Genomic DNA, 19,538 nt, shown 5'->3' with positions numbered 1-19,538 from the left:
CGCGGGTCGCACCTGTCCGGTCGGCCGACCGGACCCGGTACAGGGGCCGTTCGGCCCTGTCGCGGCCGTGTGAAGTGGGCCGAAAGGCGGTCCGGCAGGGACCGCCGGACCAGGTGCGCCGAGGTCGGCGGCACATAGCGTCAGCGCCATGGAGAAAGATCAGAACGTACGACCGCGGGCGCCGCTCGGTGAGGACTGGCCGCTGGCCGCCCGGCGGCTGCTCACCCGTCGTGAGGTGTCGGCCGACGGCCGTGCGGTGTTCGGCGAGGGCGACCCGAAGTGGGAGGGCTTCTACCGCGACCGGTGGGCGCACGACAAGGTCGTACGGTCCACGCACGGGGTCAACTGCACGGGTTCCTGCTCGTGGATGGTGTACGTCAAGGACGGCATCATCACCTGGGAGCACCAGGCGACGGACTATCCGTCGATCGGCACGGACTGCCCCGAGTACGAGCCGCGCGGCTGCCCGCGCGGGGCGTCGTTCTCCTGGTACACGTACTCCCCCAGCCGGGTCCGCTACCCGTATGTGCGGGGCGCGCTGCTGAAGTTGTGGCGCGAGGCCCGCAAGCGGCTCGGCGACCCGGTCGCCGCCTGGGCCGAGATCACCTCCGACCCGGCGAAGGCGCGGGCGTACAAGCGGGCCCGCGGCAAGGGCGGTCTGGTGCGCGCGGACTGGGACGAGGTGAGCGAGCTGGTCGCCGCCGCCCAGGTGCACACCGTCAAGAAGTACGGCCCCGACCGGGTGGCCGGCTTCTCGCCCATCCCGGCGATGTCGATGGCGTCGTTCGCGGCCGGCGCGCGGTACCACTCGCTGATCGGCGGCACCCTGCTGTCGTTCTACGACTGGTACGCGGACCTGCCGATCGCCTCCCCGCAGGTCTTCGGCGACCAGACCGACGTGCCGGAGGCCGCGGACTGGTGGAACGCGGGCTACCTGATCATGTGGGGCTCCAACATCCCCGTCACCCGCACGCCCGACGCGCACTTCCTGACCGAGACCCGCTACAACGGCACCAAGGTCGTCGCGGTCAGCCCCGACTACGCCGACAACGTCAAGCACGCCGACGAATGGGTCTCCCCGCATCCCGGCACGGACGGCGCGCTGGCGATGGCCATGGGCCATGTGATCCTGCGCGAGTTCATCGTCGACCGCGAGGTGCCGTACTTCCAGGACTACATGCGGAAGTTCACCGATGCCCCGTTCCTGGTGACGCTGCGCGAGCACGAGCGCGGTCTCGTCCCGGACGGGTTCCTGACCGCCGCCGACCTCGGTCAGGACGGCGAGAACGCCCACTCCAAGACCGTGCTGATCGACTCCGCGACCGGCGCACCGGTGGTGCCCAACGGCTCGCTCGGCTTCCGCTGGGAGAAGTCCGAGCAGGGCCGCTGGAACCTCGAACTGGGCGATGTTGTGCCCGAGATGAGCCTGCTGGAGAGCGCGGAGACGACCGTCGAGGTCGCGCTGCCCCGGTTCGACGAGGGCACCACCGAGGGCGGTTCGGTCCTGGTGCGCGGTGTGCCGGCGCGCCGGATCGGCGGCCGCCTGGTCACCACCGTCCTCGACCTGATGCTCGCCCAGTACGGCGTCGAGCGCCCCGGGCTGCCGGGCAGCTGGCCCACCTCGTACGAGGACGCCGCCGAGCCCTACACCCCGGCCTGGCAGGAGACGGTCACCTCGGTGCCCGCCGAGCAGGCGGCCCGGATCGCCCGCGAGTTCGCCCGCAACGCCGAGCGCACCAACGGCCGTTCGATGATCGCGCTGGGCGCCGGCACCAACCACTGGTTCCACTCCGACACCATTTACCGGGCCTTCCTGGCGCTGACCACGATGACCGGCTGCCAGGGTGTCAACGGCGGCGGCTGGGCGCACTACGTCGGCCAGGAGAAGGTCCGCCCGGTCACCGGGCAGCAGCACCTGTCCTTCGCCTTCGACTGGCAGCGGCCGACCCGGCACATGGCGGGCACCTCGTACTGGTACCTCAACTCCGACCAGTGGCGTTACGAGGCGTTCGGACCGGAGGAGCTGGCCTCGCCGCTCGGTGAGGGCCGGTTCAAGGACAAGGGCTTCGCCGACTGCCTGGCGCAGGCCATCCGCCTGGGCTGGAGCCCCGGTCACCCCGGCTTCAACCGCAACCCGCTCGACATCACCGACGAGGCGAGGAAGCGCGGCAAGCAGGTCTCCGAGCACATCGTGGACGAGCTGAAGTCCGGTGGGCTGCGGTTCGCCGCCGAGGACCCCGACGACCCGGCCAACTTCCCGCGGGTGCTGACCGTGTGGAGGGCCAACCTGCTCGGCTCGTCCGGCAAGGGCAACGAGTACTTCCTGCGCCACCTGCTGGGCACCGACGCGGCCGTCCGCTCCGAGGAGACCCCGGCCGGGGGACGTCCCAAGGACGTGGTGTGGCGGGAGGAGGCCCCCGAGGGCAAGCTCGACCTGATGGTCTGCATGGACTTCCGGATGACCTCGACCGGCCTGCTCGCCGACGTGGTCCTGCCCGCCGCGACCTGGTACGAGAAGGACGACCTGTCCAGCACGGACATGCACCCCTTCGTGCACGCCTTCACCCCGGCCATCGCCCCGCCCTGGCAGGCCCGTACCGACTACGACACCTTCATGACCATCGCCGACCGGTTCAGCGAGCTGGCCGCCGAGCACCTGGGCACCCGCACCGACGTCCTCGCCGTGCCGCTGCTGCACGACACCCCGGACGAACTCGCCCAGCCGGGCGGGACGGTGAAGGACTGGAAGCACGGCGAGTGCGAACCGGTCCCCGGCAGGACCATGCCGAAGCTGGTCGTCATCGAGCGCGACTACGCCGTGATCGGCCAGAAGATGCGCGCCATCGGTCCGCTCCTCGACACCCTGGGCACCACCACCAAGGGCGTCACCGTCCACCCCGACCAGGAGCTGGAGGACCTGCGGCACCGCTGCGGCACCGTCCGGGACGGCATCGCCGCCGGCCGGCCCTCGATCGCCACCGCGTCCGACATGTGCGAGGCGATCCTCGCCCTGTCCGGCACCACCAACGGCCGGCTGGCCACCGAGGGCTTCAAGGAGCTGGAGCGACAGACCGGCAGCGAGGGGCTGGTGGAGCTGTCCGCCGAGCGCGAGGCGGAGCGCATCACCTTCGCCGACACCCGTACCCAGCCCCGTTCCGTGATCACCTCCTACGAGTGGTCCGGCAGCGAGACCGGCGGACGCCGCTACTCGCCGTTCGTCATCAACACCGAGCACAAGAAGCCCTGGCACACCCTCACCGGCCGCCAGCACTTCTTCGTCCAGCACGACTGGATGGCCGAGCTCGGCGAGCAGCTGCCGGTCTACCGGCCGCCGCTGAACACGCCCAAGCACTACGGCGACGAGCGGCTGCACGAGGACGGCCGGGCCGAGGTCACCGTCCGGTACCTGACCCCGCACTCCAAGTGGTCGATCCACTCCAACTACCAGGACAACGCCCACATGCTGGCCCTGTCCCGGGGCGGACCGACGATCTGGATGTCCGTCGAGGACGCCGAGAAGATCGGGGTCAAGGACAACGACTGGATCGAGTCCTACAACCGCAACGGCGTCGTCGCCGCACGGGCCGTGGTCACCCACCGGATGCCCGCGGGCACGGTGTACATGTACCACGCCCAGGACCGCAACGTGAACGTGCCGAAGACCGAGGTCAGCGGCAGGCGCGGCGGCATCCACAACTCGCTGACCAGGCTGCTGCTCAAGCCCACCCATCTCGCGGGCGGCTACGCCCAGTTCACCTACGCCTTCAACTACTACGGCCCCACCGGCAACCAGCGCGACGAGGTCACCGTCATCCGCCGGCGCTCGCAGAACGTGGAGTACTGACATGCCCCGTGGCGAAGCCACCATCGGACGCGTCATGGCACAGATCGCCATGGTCATGAACCTCGACAAGTGCATCGGCTGCCACACCTGCTCGGTCACCTGCAAGCAGACGTGGACCAACCGCACCGGTGTCGAGTACGCCTGGTTCAACAACGTCGAGACCAAGCCCGGTGTCGGCTACCCGCGCCGCTACGAGGACCAGGAGCAGTGGAAGGGCGGGTGGATGCTGGACAAGCGCGGACGGCTCGTCCTGCGCTCCGGCGGCCGTGTCAGGCGGCTGCTGTCCCTCTTCTCCAACCCCGACCTGCCGTCCATCGAGGACTACTACGAGCCGGTCACCTACGACTACGACAACCTGGTCAGCGCCCCCGCCGGCCCCGACTTCCCGGTGGCGCAGCCCCGTTCGGTCCTCACCGGCAGACCCACCTCGATCACCTGGGGCGCCAACTGGGAGGACGGCCTCGGCGGAGCCCCCGAGCACGCCAGCGGCGACCCCAACCTGAGCGGCGCCTGGGCCGAGAAGGTCAAGTTCGAGTTCGAGCAGACCTTCCTCTTCCACCTCCCCCGCCTGTGCGAGCACTGCCTCAACCCGGCCTGTGTCTCGGCCTGTCCGTCCGGCGCGATGTACAAGCGGGTCGAGGACGGCATCGTCCTGGTCGACCAGGACCGCTGCCGCGGCTGGCGGATGTGCGTGACGGCGTGCCCGTACAAGAAGGTGTACATCAACCACGCCACCGGCAAGGCCGAGAAGTGCACCTTCTGCTTCCCGCGCATCGAGGCCGGACAGCCCACCGTCTGCTCCGAGACCTGCGTCGGGCGCCTGCGCTACCTCGGCCTGGTGCTGTACGACGCCGACAAGGTCGGCGAGGCCGCCGCCACCCCGGACGAGAAGGACCTGCTGGACGCCCAGCGCAACGTCTTCCTCGACCCGGAGGACCCGGAGGTCCGCGCGGCCGCCCGCGCCTCGGGCATCCCCGAGGACTGGCTGGACGCCGCCCGCCGCTCCCCGGTGTACGCCCTGATCTCGCGCTACAAGGTGGCGCTGCCGCTGCACCCGGAGTACCGCACCCTGCCGATGGTCTGGTACGTGCCCCCGCTCTCCCCGGTGCTGGACGCCGTCGACGCGGCGGGCGGCAACCAGGACGACCCCGACCACGTCTTCGCCGCCGTCACCCGGCTGCGCATCCCGCTGGAGTACCTGGCGGAGCTCTTCAGCGCCGGCGACACCGACGTCGTCGCCGGAGTCCTGATGAAACTCACCGCGCTGCGCTCGTACATGCGCGAGCGCACCCTCGGCGAGGAAGGCGACGAGGCCGCGCTGAAGGCCGTCGGCCTCACCGTCAGGGAGGCGGAGGACATGCACCGCCTGCTGGCCGTCGCCAAGTACGACGACCGCTACGTGGTGCCCGCCGCCCACAAGGAGGACGCGGCCGCCCTCAGCGCCATGGAGAACCGCTGTCCCGTGGAGTCCTCCGGCGACGACCGCACCGACAAGGCCGGACGGGTCATGCTCGGCATCCCCACCCTGCGCCGCCACACCGACGGAGGCCGAGCGTGAGTCCGCTGCCGACGACGATTCCCGAGCTGGTGCGCACCCGGATCCGCGCGGCCGTGCGCCGCCCGGCCCGGCTCACCCCCGAGGAGACCGAGGCACGCGTCCTGCTGCTGCGGATGTGCTCGCTGCTGCTGCAGTACCCGGACGCCGAACTCGCCGCCGCCCGGCCGGTGCTGACGGCCACCGTCGAGGCGCTGCCGCCGTCGCCCGCCGCGGAGCACCTGGCCGGCTTCGTCGCCTGGTTCGTCGGCCAGGACCCGGAGTCGCTGGAGCGGCACTACGTCGAGATGTTCGACCTGCGCCGCAAGAGCAGCCTCTACCTCACCTACTACCTGCACGGTGACACCCGGCGCCGGGGCATGGCCCTGCTCACCCTGAACCAGCGCTACCGGGCCGCGGGCTGGGAGACCGACGGGGGAGAACTGCCCGACCACCTGCCGGTGGTGCTGGAGTTCGCCGCCCTGGCGGGTCCGGGCGGCGGGGAGGCGCCACTGCGCCAGCACCGGCGCGGCCTGGAGCTGATCCACCGCGCCCTCACCGACTCCGACTCCCCCTACCGGCACGTACTGGCCGCGCTGCTCACCCTGCTGCCGCCGCCCACCGAGGCGGACCGTGCGGCGGTGGACCAGCTCGTCGCCGAGGGCCCGCCGAACGAAGAGGTCGGCCTCGACCCCTACGGGACCTACGGGGAAGGGGAGTTCGCCCCTCCGGGTGCCTTCGTGCCGCCCGCGCCCGCCGAGCCGACCCGTGTGCCGCCCGCCCCGACCAGCCGTACGGAAGGCCCCCGATGAACGCCGTGCCCACCCTCCTGGCCGCCGCGCCCGTGAGCGGAACCGATCTGCTCCTGTGGGTCGCCGTGCCCTACATCTGTCTCGCCGTGTTCCTGGTCGGACACGTCTGGCGCTACCGCCAGGACCAGTTCGGCTGGACCTCGCGCACCAGCCAGCTCATCGAGCACCGCTGGCTGCGCTGGGCCAGCCCGCTGTTCCACCTCGGGGCGTTCATGGTGATCGGCGGGCACGTCGTCGGACTCGCCGTCCCCGACTCGTGGACCGAGGCCGCGGGCATCTCCGAGCACGCCTACCACACCACCGCCGTCTGGGCGGGCTCGGTGGCGGGCGTCGCCATGGTCACGGGCCTGGGCATGCTGTGCGCCCGGCGGCTGCTGTCCCGGCCCATCCGGCTGGGCACCGACCGCAGCGACAAGGTGCTGTTCCCGCTGCTGTCCGCGACCGTGCTGCTGGGCCTGTCGGCCACGGCGGCCCACAACGTCTTCGGTCCCGGTTACGACTACCGCTCCACCATCTCCGTGTGGTTCCGCGGCCTGTTCGCCCTCCAGCCGCGGCCCGAGGCGATCGCCGGGGCACCGCTGCTGTTCCAGCTGCACGCCCTGACCGCCTGTCTCCTCTTCGCCGCCTGGCCGTTCACCCGGCTCGTACACGTGTGGAGCGCGCCGATCGGGTACCTCGCCCGGCCGTACCTCGTCTACCGCCGACGGGCCACTCCGGCGCCGGCGCCGAGGGCCACGACGGGCCGGACCCGGCAGGCCTCGCCCTTCGGGCGGACCCGGTGAGCCACGGCCCCGCCCTCTCGTCGAACACCACGACCCCCGCGACCGCCCGGTCGCAGGGGTCCGTCCGGCGGACCGGAGCGGTGATGCTCCTCACCGGCATCGCCGGCTGGCTCGCCTCCTTCCAGCTGACCGTGGACGACTGGCGGTCGCTGCGCGACCCCGCGTACCAGCCGCCGTGCAACATCAGTCCGATCGTGAGCTGCGGCAGCGTGATGTCCAGCTCGCAGGGCAGTGTGTTCGGCTTCCCCAACATGCTGCTCGGGCTGGGCGCGTTCGCGGCCGTGGCCGTCCTCGGCCTCGCCGTCCTCACCGGCGCCCGGCTGCACCGGACCCTCTGGCTCACGCTGGAGGCAGGGACGCTGTCCGGGGTGGTGTTCGTGCACTGGCTGATCTTCCAGTCGCTCTACGAACTCGACAAGATCTGCCCGTACTGCGCCGGCGTGTGGATCTCCACCATCGCCCTGTTCTGGTACGTCACCCTGCACTGTCTGGAACGGGGAGTCCTGCCCGCGCCACGCCCGGTACTGACCGTCCTCCGGGACACGCACTGGATGCTGCTCGGCGCCTGGTACGGAGTGATCGCGCTGCTCGTCCTGACGCGCTTCTGGCCGTACTGGAGCAGCCTGCTGTAATCCGCTGCCGGGGTCCCGGCGGCCGTGCGCGGTTCCCCCTCGTCGGTCCTGCGCCCGGTCGACGGCGGGAGCACCGCCGACGCCTAGGCACCGGTCCGACCCTCGACCGATCCGGCGTCCCCTTGAGAGCCGAAGTCAGCAGGTGCGCGACCGAGGCCACCGGCGTCTCCTCCGGTCGCCCGACTCCTCGCCTTCCTGGGGAGCGGAAGGCTCATGGATCTCGGCGAGTTCGGCGACCGACACTCGGAAGGACTCGCGGATGTACCCGCTGTCCGAGCGGAAACCCACTGCGAGCACTCGCTCGGAGAGCCGGTGGATCTCGCGCGTGCCATCGGTCCGCGAACCTGGAAAACGTTCGATCGACGTCGTGTCCGGCGACGGGGTTCGACCCGGGCGAACCTGCTCGCGGTGCGGCCCATCAGGCCTTCGAACTCTTCCTGCCGACGGGCGGCGTCTACGCTGTCACCCGCGGCCACCGCGTGATCGTCTGTCTTCACACACCGATGATCGACGGTGGCCGCATCTGCGAGTGCCGGTCGGGCTCCGGGATGCTCTTCCCTGCTGACCGACGGTACCTGGCTGTGGCGCCAGGACTTCCCGCACTACCTGGAAACGCACCACGTCTCGTTGCCCGACGCGTTCCTTGAACATGTCCGCGGCCTGAACCATCGGGTGCCCACGATCGCCGTTGCGCAGTTCGCTCCGCACTACGACGAGACCATGCCCCTGATCGGCTGGGCCTCGGCTGCGCCGTGGCGGTCGACCGCAACCACGCTCACGCCCGAATCGCGAACAGTGACCAGCAAGGCCCAGTTCGACGCCGCGATGCTGGCCCAGAGCCGGAACCGCCCGCACGGCAGCTGGGGCAAGCCCCGCAAGCCGCGGAAGACGTGAGCGCCCCCGGCGCAAGGGCTGCGCTTCACCGCCGCGTTCAGCGACGACGGAACGTGCGTGGGTGTGGCCGGACGGCGCGTCGTCGTGAACACCGTCGCGGTGCGCAAGCTGTACGTGGATGACCTGGTCACCGCGGAGACCGCTCGATCGGGCGGGGTGGGCCGCGCTCTCCTTTCGTACGTGGAGGAGCGGGCGCGGGAGGCGGGGTGCCGGAGGCTGGACCTGGACTCGGGTACACAGCGGGTGGAGGCCCATCGCTTCTACTTGCGGGAGCGGATGGACATCAAGTCCTTCCACTTCAGCAAGAAGATCCAAGACACCGGGCAGGCGTGATCGGCCCGGTCGGGACCCTGCGGTACAGCAGCGGAGCACAGCGGCCTCAGTGACCGTTCCCGGGATGCCGGCGACAACCAAGAACAGGAAGGGAGGCCACCCTGACTACTCACCCGGAGTCTCCCACTGCCCCCTGGCCACCCCGTCCGTGTCCGGTACGACGGCGCACCGGTCGCCCAGCGCCGCATCGGCCAGCATGAGGGAGAAACCGTCATCCGTGACCTCGGAGAGTGTGCCGGCTCCACCGGGGTAGTTCCGGTGGGCCAGTTCGCCGTACGGCAGCGGGGCCACGAAAGCGGTGAAGCCGTCCTGCAGCAGCTCCGCTCCGGGGCTCAGCTCCGGCTCGGTGGCGACGCAGACCAGCGAGCGTGGCCGCAGCAGTCGGGCCACTTCGGCTGTGTTCCCCGGTGTCACGCGGAACCATCTGCACCCGTGAGCGCCGTACGCCCAGCGCTCGCAGACCAGGGTCAGGCGCTCGGACGCCTTGGCCACCCTCGCCCAGAAATCCGCGTCCGCGACGGCCTCGACGGGGTCCGAGACCTCTATGGGCTCAGGAGCCGCGTCTCGCCACATGAACGTCACGCTCTCCCCATGGAGTTCCGCCAGATCGGCGGCCACCGCCGGCGTGGTCCAGAGGTGTACCGCTCCGTCCCATCCCGACTCGATCTGAAGCCTCCCGGGTGCGGCAAGCTGACAGTACGGCCCGCGCCCGGCTGCCATCGCCTCGGCAAGACCTGTCGCTTGTGGCGACCGGACCTCCGCACCATTGCGCAGGCCGCGGTGCTCTTCGGGAAGGGGCTCGCTCACCAGCAGCCCGCCCACCTCCAGGAAGTCTGCGCCGCTCCTCTCGATCGCGGCTTCGAGCACCTTGCGAAGCTCCGCCGCGTACGCGCTCCAGGCAGCGGCTTCCGCCAACTCCTCTCGCACGCGCTCGCTGCGGGGGCTGATGATCAGCTCTTTGCTCATTTCGTCAGCCACTCGAGTCCTCGCAGCTCTCCGTTCGGCCCGACGTCCCATCGTACGTTTCGTCTCGGGCCGGGCCCCTGGCGACGGCCGGGCAGCGAAGGCGGGTTCCCGTGGCCGCCGCTGCCTTGCACCCTGGGCCAGGGGCAGGAGACCGGGGCCTATTCGCCGGCCGGCGTCTCACCGCCGTGGTCGGCCGACATTTCCCCGCCGTCGTCGGTCGGTGTCTCCCCGGCATCGGCAGCAGGGGTTTCTCCGACGCCGTCCCCCGGGATCTCCCCGGAGCCTTCGGCGAGGTCTACGGGGTCTTCGCGGGGCGGGGCCAGTTCTTTGAGGGCGGTGGGGGTTTCCAAGCCCTCGAGGGGGTGCCACGTGTTGCCGGCCTGGGCTGTGAGCACGATCAGAGCCGCCACGAAGACGAGCGAAGCCAGCACGAAGGAGCCCTGGCGGATGTAGGGGTCGCCGGGGTCGGTACGGAGCGCCATGAAGAAGGCGTGCACGGCGGGGGCCGCCGCGCCGAGGCCGTAGCACCAGAGGGCCAGGTCGTTGATCGTGGTGCCCAAGTGGCGGCGGGTGGCGGGAGCGTGGGCGAAGAGGTCGTTCAGGTGAGCGCGAACGGCCGCCTGGAAGTCGGGGTCGCGGCCGATGTCGCCGACCCGTGGGCGGTCGCGGACGGTCCGGTACCGGCTGAGGAAGCGGAACGCGGCCGCGGTGACCGGATGGGCCGGCTCAGCCGCAGTCCCCGCCAGCTTCATGCCGTCTCTGTCGAGCAGCCCGTCCTCGCTCATCAGGCGGACGGCCACCACGGCTGCGCGAGAGGAGTTCAGCGCCAGTCTGCCGGGTTGGTGGTCGGTCGAGCACAACGGTTCGGAGGTGCTCAGCAGGTCCGCGTGGTACGCGTCGAGCCCCGGCCAGGCCCGTACCTGCCGGACCGTCCGAGCCTCCACCGACCGCCGCCACTGCCGGGTCGCCAGACCCAGCACGATGTTCACGGTGACCAGTGAGACCAGACAGGTCATCAGAATCTCCATGGGCACGACGATCGATGACGCGATGTGCGGCCCACAAGCCCCGGGTTCCTGCCGCACTCCGACCGGGGCCGCGCTCACATCACGTTCGGGGTTCCGTCCGAGGCCCTGACAGGCTTCGCCGGCCGACCGAACAGGCCCGTCGGCGAACCGGCGTCGCGGACTTCCCGCAGGCCAGGATGGAGCCGGCGCAGCTGACGCTCCAGACGCTGGTGCAGCGTGAACCAGGCGGCGGGGCAGCCGTGGCAGGCGCCGCCGAGGCGGACCGTGACGATGCCGTCCCGCACGTCGACGAGGTCGATGACACCTCCGTGGGAACGGGCGAGAGCGCCCACCTCCCCGGCGAGGGCCCCTCGTACCGTGTCGTACAGCGACGCGTCGTCGTCATCCGCGCGGGCGCCGGCCTCCACGATCCATCCGGTGGGATCGTCGAGGGCGGCGTGCAGCGCCGAGCGGACCCGCGCGCCCTCGTCCCTCCAGTCACGACCGGCGCCGAGCACGGTGACCACGGCCGTGGGCTCCACCGCGATCCGTTCGAGGGTGGCATCGGCCAACAGCGCGGCCAGCGGTCCGGGTACCCCGGCGAGCGGGCCCACGGGGATGCCGGCGAGGGTCCCCGCGGGGACGATCCAGCGCAGCCGGTCGGGCCGGCCGGGAACTCGCTGCGGGTGCAGGGGGATCATCGCGACGGCTCACCCGCCCAGCACGACGGTGACGGTCCGGGCAAGGTAGGCCATGAGCCAGGCCAGTACCGTCAGATAGGTGAAGGCGATCGCGGGCCATCTCCAGGTGCCGGTCTCCCGGCGCAGTACCGCCATCGTGGCCGTGCACTGGAGCGCGTACACGAAGTAGACCAGCAGCGCGGCGACGGTCGGCGCCGTGAACACCCGCTCCCCGGCGTGCGGTCCGTCGGTGTAGGTCATGCTCCGCAGCGCCCGCGCCGGCTCTTCGGGGCGCTCGGCGGCGGCCACCTGTCCGAGGGTGGCGACGAAGGTCTCCCGGGCCGCCTGCGCCGACAGCACACCGACGTCGATGCGCCAGTCGAAGCCCAGCGGCTCGAAGACGGGGGCGACCACGCGGCCCAGCCCGGCGGCGTAACTGTGATCGGTGGTGTAGGCGGACACGGCGACGGAGTCCGTGGTGTCGACGCCGGCCGCGCGCAGTCGCGCGTCCGTGTGCAGCGGCAGGTTCAGCAGCAGCCACAGCACGACGCTCGTGGCGACGATGACGGTCGAGCACTTGCGCAGGAAGGCGCGCGCAGAGGACCACATCGCCACCAGCACCGCGCGCGGGGCGGGCAGCCGGTAGGGCGGCATCTCCATGAAGAACGGCACCGGCCGGCCGTGGCGGTCGCCGAGCTTCTTGAACGCCCAGGCGGCCAGCATCGCGGAGACGGCGCCGAGCAGGTAGAGGCCGAACATGACCACACCCTGCGCGCCGAACGGGCCGACCCTGGCGGACGGGTCGACGAACAGGCCGATGAGCAGTACGTAGACCGGCAGCCGCGCGGAACATGTCATCAGCGGGGCGGCCATCATCGTGGCCAGGCGGTCCTTGGCCGACGGCAGGGTACGGGTGGCCAGGATGCCGGGGACCGCGCAGGCGAACGACGACAGCAGCGCCACGAAGGCACGGCCCTCCAGCCCGGCGCGGGCCATCACCCGGTCCGTCAGGAACGCCGCCCGCGCCATGTAGCCCACGCCCTCCAGCAGGGCCAGGAGCAGGAACAGCAGGACGATCTGCGGGACGAAGACGAGCACGCCGCCGACTCCGCCGATGAGGGCGTCGCCCAGCAGCCCGGACAGCCACGGAGCGCCGACGTGGGCGTGCACCTGGCCCGACAACCACGCGAAGAACGACTCCACCCCGCCCTGCAGCGGGGCGGCGAGGGTGAAGACGGTCTGGAAGAACAGCCCCATCGTCGCGAAGAACACCACCGTGCCCCACACCGGATGCAGCAGCACCGCGTCGACGCGCCGGGTGGCCCGGTGGCGCTCGGGGGGCCGGTAACCGGCGAAGGCCAGGACCGACTCCGCCCAGGCGTCCCGCTCGCCCGGCTCGGTGGGCGGGGCCACGACCGGGACGGACCAGGTGCGCCAGGTGGTGAGCTGCTCGCGCAACCGCGCGATGCCGTGTCCGCGGTGGCCGACCACGGGCAGGACGGGCACGCCGAGCGCCTGGGCGAACGCCCCGACGTCCAGGCTGCCCTGGCGTCGCGCCAGTTCGTCGGTGAAGGTCACCACCACGCAGGTCGGCAGACCGAGGGCCAGCACGTGCGCCAGGAAACCCGATGACCGCCGCAGCGTGGTGGCGTCCGCCACGACCAGCAGCGCGTCCGGCCGCCCGGCGTCCTCCAGCCGGCCGTCCAGTACATCGACGGTGATCTGTTCGTCCGGGCTGATCGGGTCGAGGCTGTAGGTGCCCGGCAGGTCCTCCACCATGTGCCGGTCACGGCCCGTCCGGGAGATCCCGACGAACCGGGACACGGTCACCCCGGGGTAGTTGCCGGTCTTGGCACGCAGGCCCGTCAGGCCGTTGAAGACGCTGGTCTTGCCCGAGTTGGGGGCGCCGACCAGAGCGATCCGCGGCACCCCGGCGAGGACCGGGTCCGCGCCGCCACCACCGTGGCAGTCGGCGCTCACCGCTCCACCTCCACGACGTGCACGCACGCCGCCTGTGCCCGGCGCAGGCACACCTCGTAGTCCTTGACCCGGTAGACGACGGGGTCACGCAACGGCGCCCGGCGCACCACCTCCACCACGGCCCCGGGCGTGAAGCCGAGATCGCGCAACCGGCACGCCACGGCCGGCGCCTCGTCGGCGACCACCTTCGTCACCGTGGCGCGGACGCCCGGCACCAGGTCCGCCAGCGAACGCGCCACGGCATCGACGACGGCGGTTCTCCGCCCGGCCGCCGCCTCGCGCACCTCGTTCATGGCACTCATCCGCATCTCCAGCACGTCGAGCCGGGCAGGAACCGCCCCGCGGAAAGGACATCGGGGCCATCAGTAAGGCGAGGCTAACCTCAGTCGCACCGGAGGCGCGGGGAGCTTGCGGCCCCACCTCATGGGCCCCTCGGCCCTGCCGGACGGGACCACACGGCCCACCGCACGCCACCGTGATACCGGCCTGGCCGCCGGGCCGACCGTGCCCGAGGGCGGCACCCTCGGCCGCGCCCTGGGCGACGGGAAGAGCGAGGCCCTGCCGGAAAGTTGGATCCGCCTGCCCGCGCGGCTGCCGCACACCGTCCGGGGCCCGACCGGCCCCGCGGGCGGGCCGGACCGGTCCCGGAAGCGGCACGATCAGCACATGGACCACCGATTTCCCGGCGGGGCGACCGGGGCGGCCCGTGCATCAGGCCGACGATCGGGGGTACCGCACCTGTGGAGGTACATGATGTTCGAGGCAGGTGACATCCGCGAATGGCGTGGTCACGACGTGGTGGACCCCGACGGCCACAAGATCGGCACTCTGGAGTCCGTCTACGTCGACACGGCCACCGACGATCCTTCCTTCGCCACCGTGACCGTGGGCCTGCCCACGCGCCGCCGCCTGGTGTTCGTCCCCCTGGACCGCGCGACCGTCGGGCCGGGCTACCTGAGGGTCGCGCACGACAGGAACCTGGTGAAGAGGGCCCCCTCCATCGACACGGACGGCGTGCTGCCCGCCACGGACGAGCCGGAGGTCTTCGCGCACTACGAACTCGAGTACATGCCGGGCCTCAAGGGCGAGCGCCGTCTCGCCCGTCGCTGATCCGAGCCGAGAGCCGCCCGGAGGACCGGGCCGAGAGCCGCCGGGAGAGCCGATGAGCCTGTTCCTGTTCCTGATCCTCGTGGCGGTGGTGCTGGGCCTCATCGGCGTCGCCGCCCACGGACTGTTCTACCTGCTGATCATCGGTGTCGTCGTCCTTCTCCTGGACCTCGTCTACGCCGGCACGCGCCTGCGCCGCGGCGGCCGGAAGCAGCGCGTCGCGCGGTGAGCGCGGCGTCCGCCCCGGCCGGCGCGGACCGGTCGCCGCGGCGCGGCGGTCACCCGCCCAGGTACGGGCTGTAGAGCGCGGACAGGAAACGGGTGACGATCACCTCGCGGGTCTTTGCCGGGAGGGCGTCCAGAAGACGGTTGACCGGGGCCATCCGGGCCGCGTTCTCCCCGCTCAGGTCGACCCCCGCGGCAGGGAGCAGCGCCGCGAAGGACGCGTTGTCGAGTTCGGTCAGGTCCACCTGCGTGAGCAGGTCGACGATGTCCGCGGGCGGCGTCGGGGGCCCGAGCGGACGGACGGCGTCGGCGCACTCGCGCAGGACGGTGAGCAGTTCCTCGACGCCCCGCTCGCTCACCCCGGTGAGGGTCAGGTGCAGGTTGGCCGGCAGGCCGTCGAGGCTGAGCTGCGGCTGGAGGAAGAAGCCCCGGGCTCGGGTCTCGTCGGCGAGGGCGAAGAGGTCGAGCGGGGCCCCGGCCGCCGGGTCGGTGCCGATGGCGACCAGGGTGGCCTCGGGGGCCCCGAGGACGGTGAGGCCGTCGATCTCCTCGACGCCGCTGATCAGCCGGCGGGTCGCGGACAGGGCGGCGCGGCCCAGTTCGCGGTAGCCGTCGGCGCCGAGGGCCTGCAGCGTGGCCCACGCCCCGGCGAGCGGTCCGGCTCCCTTACTGCTCTGGATCGTGGAGTTGACGACGGTGTAGCCGGGCCAGGACGCGCAGGCGTAGTAGGCGTCGAGGCGCAGGGCCTCGTCACGGAACAGCAGGACGGAGGCGCCCTTGGGGGCGTAGCCGAACTTGTGCAGGTCGCAGGAGAGGGAAGTGACGCCGGGGACGGAGAGGTCGAAGGCCGGGACGGTGGCGCCGGCCTCGGCGAGCCAGGGCAGCAGCCAGCCCCCGACGCACGCGTCGACGTGGCAGGGGATGCCGCGGGCGGCGGCGTCGGCGGCTATCTCCGCGACGGGGTCGATGACGCCGTGGGCGTAGGACGGGGCGGAGGCGACGACGAGGACCGTGTTCTCGTTGCAGAGTTCGGCCATGGCGGCCGGGTCGGCCCGGAAGGTGGTGGGGTCGACGGGGGCGGTGCGCACGGCGACCCGGAGATAGCTGCCGGCCTTGTGGAAGGCGGCGTGGGCGGTGACGGGGACGACGATCTCCGGGGCGAGGACGTCGGGGCGTGCGTCCCGGGCGGCCTTCACCGCGAGGATGATCGACTCGGTGCCGCCGCTGGTGAAGATGCCCGGGGTGGTGTCGTCACCGCCGAGCCGGGCGGCGGTCGCGCCGACGACCTGGCGTTCGAGCGCGACGATGCTGGGGAACGCGGTCGGGTCCAGACCGTTGACCTCCATCATCGTCAGATAGGCGCGTTCGGCGGCCTCGCGCACCTCGGGACGGCCGCTGTCGTAGACGTAGGCGGTGGTGTTCCCGCCCCGGGTCGGCAGGTCGGCGGCGGTGAGGACGGCGAGTTCGGCGAGGAGGTCGGCGCCGGAGCGGCCGGTCCCGGGCAGGCCGGGGTGGGCGGCCGGGGTGTCGGTCGCGGTCTGCCGGTGGGTCGTCATCAGGCGGTTTCCGTTTCTCGCGCGGCGCGGCGGCGGCCGTAGGCACGCAGGGCGGGGAGGGAGAGGAGCATGAGCAGGGCGGGGACGAGGCTGAAGCCCAGGAGGATGCCGGTGCGCGCGGTGGCGGTCTGGGCGACCGGGTGGTCCAGGGTCGAGGAGACGAAGCCGGTGGCGGCCAGGGCGATCGAGTACGCGCCGGGTCCGGCCGCGAGACCGACGGTCTCGCCGGCCGTCCACAGTCCGGTGAACGCGCCCGACTGGACCTGTCCGGTCCTGGCCGTGTCGGCGTGCACCGTGTCGGGCAGCAGGGCGAGCGGCAGGACCTGCAGGGCCGCGTAGCAGACGCCGAGCAGCCCGCAGAGCACAAGTGTCAGGGCGACCGCCACGGTGCCGTCACCGCCCGCGGCCGGGAACAGCGCCACCGCGCCGAGGGCGTAGCCGCCGGTCGCGACCGTGAGGCAGCGCAGCCGTCCCCAGCGTCCGGCGGCCTTGGCCCAGAGCGGGACGGCGACGGCGCTGGGGGCGACCAGGCAGACGAAGAGCATCGAGGTCAGGCCGTAGCCGCCGAGGCGGTAGGTGGCGACGTAGGGCGCGGCGGCGAGCATGATCGCGACGGCGGCGGCCTGGAGCACGAAGGAGAGCAGCAGCGCGAAGAAGGCGCGGTTGCCGCGTGCGGTGCGGAAGGCCGCGACCAGTCCGAGGGGTTCGGGTCCGGGCCGTGAGCGCACCCAGCGGGTACCGAGCGCGGGGACCAGCAGGACCGCCGCGATGACGAGTCCCACGGTCAGCCCCATCGCCCCGTATCCCTTGCGGCCTCCGCCCGCGGCGTCGACCACGAGGGGTGCCGCGCCGCCCGCGACGAGGATGCCGAGGGTCAGGAAGACGATCCGCCAGACCATGATCCGGGTGCGGACGGAGGGCACGGGCGACATCTCGGCGGGCAGGGCGACGTAGGGCACCTGGAACAGCGCGAAGGCGCTCGCCGCCAGGACGAAGGTCACCGTCACCCACACCGCCGCACCCGTGCCGGTCATCGGGGAGAGGAACATCGCCGCGAACGCGACGGGCAGCGCGAGCCCGCCGGCGACGAGCAGCCGCGTCCTGCGGCCGGTGCGGACGGCCTCGCGGTCGCTCGCGGCCCCGACCACGGGGTTGAACACGGCGTCCCAGGCCTTGGGCAGGGCGACCACGAGTCCGGCGATCCCGGCGGGGACGCCCAGCGTGTCGGTCATGAAGTAGAGCAGCAGCAGGCCGGGGACGGTGGAGAAGAGGCCGGTGCCGACCGAGCCGAGTCCGTAGACGAACAGACGGCGCCGGGTGAGTCCGCCGACGGCGGCCGGGGGGACCAGGGCGGTCGTCATCCGTGTTCTCCCTCGCGCGGCCGCGGGGCGTCGAGCCCCAGATCACGCAGGACGAGGGCGCGCAGGTGGGCGCGGAAGCGCGGGACCTCGGCGCGGATGCCCGAGCGGCAGAAGCCGTGGGTGCTCCACAGCACCGTCCAGACGGTCATCTCGACGTCGGCGCGCGCGGCGGACCCGGCCTCCGGCCCGTCCGGGACGGCCTCGCGCACGGTGTCGGTGACCGACTCGATGAGCGGTCGCGCGTAGGCGGCCTCCAGATCCGCGAACTCGGCGGCGTCCGAGAGCCAGCGGCGCATCCACAGGGCCGGGATGTGCGGCTGGTCGAGGCAGAAGTCGAGGTACCGGTCGACCAGCGCGGTGACGGCCGCGACCGGGTCGGTGGGCGCAACCTCCCGGAACGCGGCCAGCGCGTCCGTGAGCACGCGCTGCTCGGCGAGGTGGGCGCGGAGCATGACCTCCCGGTAGAGGTCCGGCTTCCCGCCGACGTGGTAGGCGACGGTGGCCATGTTCAGCCCCGCGTCGGCGGCGATCCGGCGGGTGCTCGTGCCGTCGTAGCCGTGCTCGGCGAAGAGGGAGGTGGCGGCCGCGATGATGCGCTCGCGACTGGCGTCGGCGGGCGGCGGGGCGGGGGCCGGTGAGGCGGGTGGCGAGTCGGACATGGCGGGGAGGATATGCCGCCGGGGGGCATCGATCAATCGATTGATGGAGAGAATTTCGCGGCCCCCACCGGACCGCTCACGACGCGGCCGGACACACCCGCCGGACACCTCTGCCGCCTTCGGCCGGACTCCGGCCACCCCCGCCGGATATCCTCACGGGTGCTCCCGGACCGGCTCCGGCGGGCGACCGGGCTGCCCGATCTCCGTCCGTGCCCGTGCCCGCCGACGCGCCGGAAGCGGCACGCCCCGACCTGTGCGACCGCTGTGACGCACGACACAGGAAAGGAGCCAGATTTTACCCGTCAAAATGATCAAAGGGGCCGTGACATCCGTACCCCCTGTGAAATCTGATCGATACGTCAGGAGGCATCATGCCCGTCTCACGCAACTTGGCAGGAACGGTCTTCGTGGGCGGCGCGGCGACCCTGACTCTCGCTGCTCTGGCATACCCGACCATGCTCGGCGTCCAGACCACGTCCAGCGCCCAGACCCGCGTCATCACGGACACCCAGTGGGGCCCGCTCACCGAGGGCGACCGCGACTTCGTCGTCAAGGTGCGCGCGGCCGGGCTGTGGGAGTACCCCCTGGGCGAGATCGCGCTGAAGAAGGGCTCGACCCCGGCGATGCGGGAGGCCGGCAAGCACCTGATCGTGGGTCACGCCCGCCTCGACGAGCTGGACCGCAAGGTCGCCGTCCAGCTCAACATCACGCTGCCCAACCAGGCGTCCCCGCAGCAGCAGCAGTTCGTGGCGACCTCCGCGGCCCTGAGCGGCAAGGAGTTCGACAGGACCGCCGCCAACATCCTGCGCGTCACGCACGGCTCCATCTTCTCGGTGATCGCCAAGGTGCGCGCCAACACCAACAACTCCCTCGTGCGCGAGCTCGCGGACCTCGCCAACGACACGGTCCTCGACCACATCACCATGATGGAGAAGACCGGCACCATCGACTTCCCCTCGGTCCTCGCCCAGCAGAGCGCCCCGCCCACGCTCCCCAAGGACCAGCTCACGCCCCCCGCGCCGCAGCCGGGTGCCCCGATCGTCGTCCTCACCCCGCGCCCCGACCTCAAGGTGAACACCAACAGCCCGACCCCCAGCCCGACCGTCGGCTGACCGGCGAAGGACCGGCGGCCCCACGTCCGGGGAACACCCGCCGGGACCCGCGGG

The 19,538-nt window shown here is 71.9% G+C and carries 18 protein-coding genes; 10 read left to right on the top strand and 8 right to left on the bottom strand.

Features of this window, described 5'->3' with window-relative positions; genetic code table 11:
* Positions 1-148 precede the first annotated feature (148 nt).
* The 7 genes from ACICHK_RS37420 (at position 149) to ACICHK_RS37390 (ending at position 8,831) form a co-directional block, all read left to right on the top strand.
* Positions 149-3,844: a nitrate reductase subunit alpha gene (locus ACICHK_RS37420; RefSeq protein ID WP_406840425.1), complete on the top strand. Its 3,696-nt coding sequence runs from the start codon at positions 149-151 to the stop codon at positions 3,842-3,844.
* A 1-nt stretch (position 3,845) separates the two neighbouring features.
* Positions 3,846-5,402: a nitrate reductase subunit beta gene (gene narH, locus ACICHK_RS37415; RefSeq protein WP_406840424.1), complete on the top strand. Its 1,557-nt coding sequence runs from the start codon at positions 3,846-3,848 to the stop codon at positions 5,400-5,402.
* A complete protein-coding gene (gene narJ, locus ACICHK_RS37410) occupies positions 5,399-6,190 on the top strand; it encodes a nitrate reductase molybdenum cofactor assembly chaperone (protein WP_406840423.1) in 792 nt (263 codons plus the stop codon). The genes narH and narJ overlap by 4 nt, the downstream gene beginning before the upstream one ends.
* Complete coding sequence (narI, locus tag ACICHK_RS37405) at positions 6,187-6,972, top strand: respiratory nitrate reductase subunit gamma (RefSeq protein WP_406840422.1); 786 nt, start codon at positions 6,187-6,189, stop codon at positions 6,970-6,972. The genes narJ and narI overlap by 4 nt, the downstream gene beginning before the upstream one ends.
* Complete coding sequence (locus ACICHK_RS37400) at positions 6,969-7,604, top strand: vitamin K epoxide reductase family protein (protein ID WP_406840421.1); 636 nt, start codon at positions 6,969-6,971, stop codon at positions 7,602-7,604. Before narI ends, ACICHK_RS37400 begins: the two co-directional genes overlap by 4 nt.
* Before the next feature lie 513 nt (positions 7,605-8,117).
* The gene (locus ACICHK_RS37395) at positions 8,118-8,498 is read left to right on the top strand and encodes a hypothetical protein (protein ID WP_406840420.1); all 381 of its coding nucleotides are present in this window, start codon (positions 8,118-8,120) and stop codon (positions 8,496-8,498) included.
* 18 nt (positions 8,499-8,516) lie between these two features.
* Positions 8,517-8,831, top strand: a complete 315-nt coding sequence (locus ACICHK_RS37390) for a GNAT family N-acetyltransferase (RefSeq protein ID WP_406841429.1) — start codon at positions 8,517-8,519, stop codon at positions 8,829-8,831.
* 105 nt (positions 8,832-8,936) lie between these two features.
* On the opposite strand, the gene ACICHK_RS37385 is transcribed toward ACICHK_RS37390, so the two are convergent.
* The 5 genes from ACICHK_RS37385 to ACICHK_RS37365 form a co-directional block, all read right to left on the bottom strand.
* Positions 8,937-9,809 carry a hypothetical protein gene (locus ACICHK_RS37385; RefSeq protein WP_406840419.1) on the bottom strand — a complete coding sequence of 291 codons (873 nt, stop codon included), beginning with the start codon at positions 9,807-9,809 and terminating at the stop codon, positions 8,937-8,939.
* Positions 9,810-9,955: 146 nt separating this feature from the next.
* Positions 9,956-10,825: a hypothetical protein gene (locus ACICHK_RS37380; protein ID WP_406840418.1), complete on the bottom strand. Its 870-nt coding sequence runs from the start codon at positions 10,823-10,825 to the stop codon at positions 9,956-9,958.
* 74 nt (positions 10,826-10,899) lie between these two features.
* Complete coding sequence (locus ACICHK_RS37375; RefSeq protein WP_406840417.1) at positions 10,900-11,505, bottom strand: NifU family protein; 606 nt, start codon at positions 11,503-11,505, stop codon at positions 10,900-10,902.
* Between the two features lie 9 nt (positions 11,506-11,514).
* Entirely contained in the window at positions 11,515-13,464 is a 1,950-nt protein-coding gene (locus ACICHK_RS37370) for a ferrous iron transporter B (protein WP_406840416.1), read from the bottom strand.
* Positions 13,461-13,766, bottom strand: a complete 306-nt coding sequence (locus ACICHK_RS37365; protein WP_225860703.1) for a FeoA family protein — start codon at positions 13,764-13,766, stop codon at positions 13,461-13,463. Before ACICHK_RS37365 ends, ACICHK_RS37370 begins: the two co-directional genes overlap by 4 nt.
* A 451-nt stretch (positions 13,767-14,217) precedes the next feature.
* On the opposite strand from ACICHK_RS37365, the gene ACICHK_RS37360 reads away from it, so the two are divergent.
* Together ACICHK_RS37360 and ACICHK_RS37355 are read left to right on the top strand one after the other, a co-directional pair.
* A complete protein-coding gene (locus tag ACICHK_RS37360; protein WP_151471753.1) occupies positions 14,218-14,574 on the top strand; it encodes a PRC-barrel domain-containing protein in 357 nt (118 codons plus the stop codon).
* Between the two features lie 52 nt (positions 14,575-14,626).
* On the top strand, positions 14,627-14,800 hold the full coding sequence (locus ACICHK_RS37355) for a hypothetical protein (protein WP_192582560.1): 174 nt from the start codon (positions 14,627-14,629) through the stop codon (positions 14,798-14,800).
* A gap of 49 nt (positions 14,801-14,849) precedes the next feature.
* On the opposite strand, the gene ACICHK_RS37350 is transcribed toward ACICHK_RS37355, so the two are convergent.
* From ACICHK_RS37350 to ACICHK_RS37340, 3 genes are read right to left on the bottom strand one after another with little or no spacing between them, the layout of a single operon-like run.
* Entirely contained in the window at positions 14,850-16,352 is a 1,503-nt protein-coding gene (locus ACICHK_RS37350) for a pyridoxal phosphate-dependent decarboxylase family protein (RefSeq protein ID WP_406840415.1), read from the bottom strand.
* Positions 16,352-17,713 carry an MFS transporter gene (locus ACICHK_RS37345; protein ID WP_406840414.1) on the bottom strand — a complete coding sequence of 454 codons (1,362 nt, stop codon included), beginning with the start codon at positions 17,711-17,713 and terminating at the stop codon, positions 16,352-16,354. Before ACICHK_RS37345 ends, ACICHK_RS37350 begins: the two co-directional genes overlap by 1 nt.
* Positions 17,710-18,372, bottom strand: a complete 663-nt coding sequence (locus tag ACICHK_RS37340; protein ID WP_406840413.1) for a TetR/AcrR family transcriptional regulator — start codon at positions 18,370-18,372, stop codon at positions 17,710-17,712. Before ACICHK_RS37340 ends, ACICHK_RS37345 begins: the two co-directional genes overlap by 4 nt.
* 371 nt (positions 18,373-18,743) lie before the next feature.
* Between ACICHK_RS37340 and ACICHK_RS37335 the strand changes: the two genes are divergently transcribed.
* Complete coding sequence (locus tag ACICHK_RS37335; protein WP_406840412.1) at positions 18,744-19,484, top strand: DUF4142 domain-containing protein; 741 nt, start codon at positions 18,744-18,746, stop codon at positions 19,482-19,484.
* Positions 19,485-19,538: the final 54 nt, after the last annotated feature.

Origin of the sequence: Streptomyces sp. AHU1 (assembly GCF_045343905.1) — a bacterium.
Classification (GTDB): Bacteria; Actinomycetota; Actinomycetes; order Streptomycetales; family Streptomycetaceae; genus Streptomyces; species Streptomyces triticiradicis.
The sequence above is the reverse complement of the archived record's forward strand: the minus strand, read 5'-3'. Positions and strand labels throughout refer to the sequence as shown.

Excerpts from the sequence above, each read along its gene's own strand:
- ACICHK_RS37335 (WP_406840412.1), top strand. The coding sequence starts at position 18,744 with ATGCCCGTCTCACGCAACTTGGCAGGAACGGTCTTCGTGGGCGGCGCG.
- ACICHK_RS37420 (WP_406840425.1), top strand. The coding sequence starts at position 149 with ATGGAGAAAGATCAGAACGTACGACCGCGGGCGCCGCTCGGTGAGGAC.
- ACICHK_RS37340 (WP_406840413.1), bottom strand. The coding sequence starts at position 18,372 with ATGTCCGACTCGCCACCCGCCTCACCGGCCCCCGCCCCGCCGCCCGCC.
- ACICHK_RS37360 (WP_151471753.1), top strand. The coding sequence starts at position 14,218 with ATGTTCGAGGCAGGTGACATCCGCGAATGGCGTGGTCACGACGTGGTG.
- narH (WP_406840424.1), top strand. The coding sequence starts at position 3,846 with ATGCCCCGTGGCGAAGCCACCATCGGACGCGTCATGGCACAGATCGCC.
- ACICHK_RS37365 (WP_225860703.1), bottom strand. The coding sequence starts at position 13,766 with ATGAGTGCCATGAACGAGGTGCGCGAGGCGGCGGCCGGGCGGAGAACC.
- ACICHK_RS37345 (WP_406840414.1), bottom strand. The coding sequence starts at position 17,713 with ATGACGACCGCCCTGGTCCCCCCGGCCGCCGTCGGCGGACTCACCCGG.
- narI (WP_406840422.1), top strand. The coding sequence starts at position 6,187 with ATGAACGCCGTGCCCACCCTCCTGGCCGCCGCGCCCGTGAGCGGAACC.
- ACICHK_RS37380 (WP_406840418.1), bottom strand. The coding sequence starts at position 10,825 with ATGGAGATTCTGATGACCTGTCTGGTCTCACTGGTCACCGTGAACATC.
- ACICHK_RS37375 (WP_406840417.1), bottom strand. The coding sequence starts at position 11,505 with ATGATCCCCCTGCACCCGCAGCGAGTTCCCGGCCGGCCCGACCGGCTG.
- ACICHK_RS37355 (WP_192582560.1), top strand. The coding sequence starts at position 14,627 with ATGAGCCTGTTCCTGTTCCTGATCCTCGTGGCGGTGGTGCTGGGCCTC.
- ACICHK_RS37350 (WP_406840415.1), bottom strand. The coding sequence starts at position 16,352 with ATGACGACCCACCGGCAGACCGCGACCGACACCCCGGCCGCCCACCCC.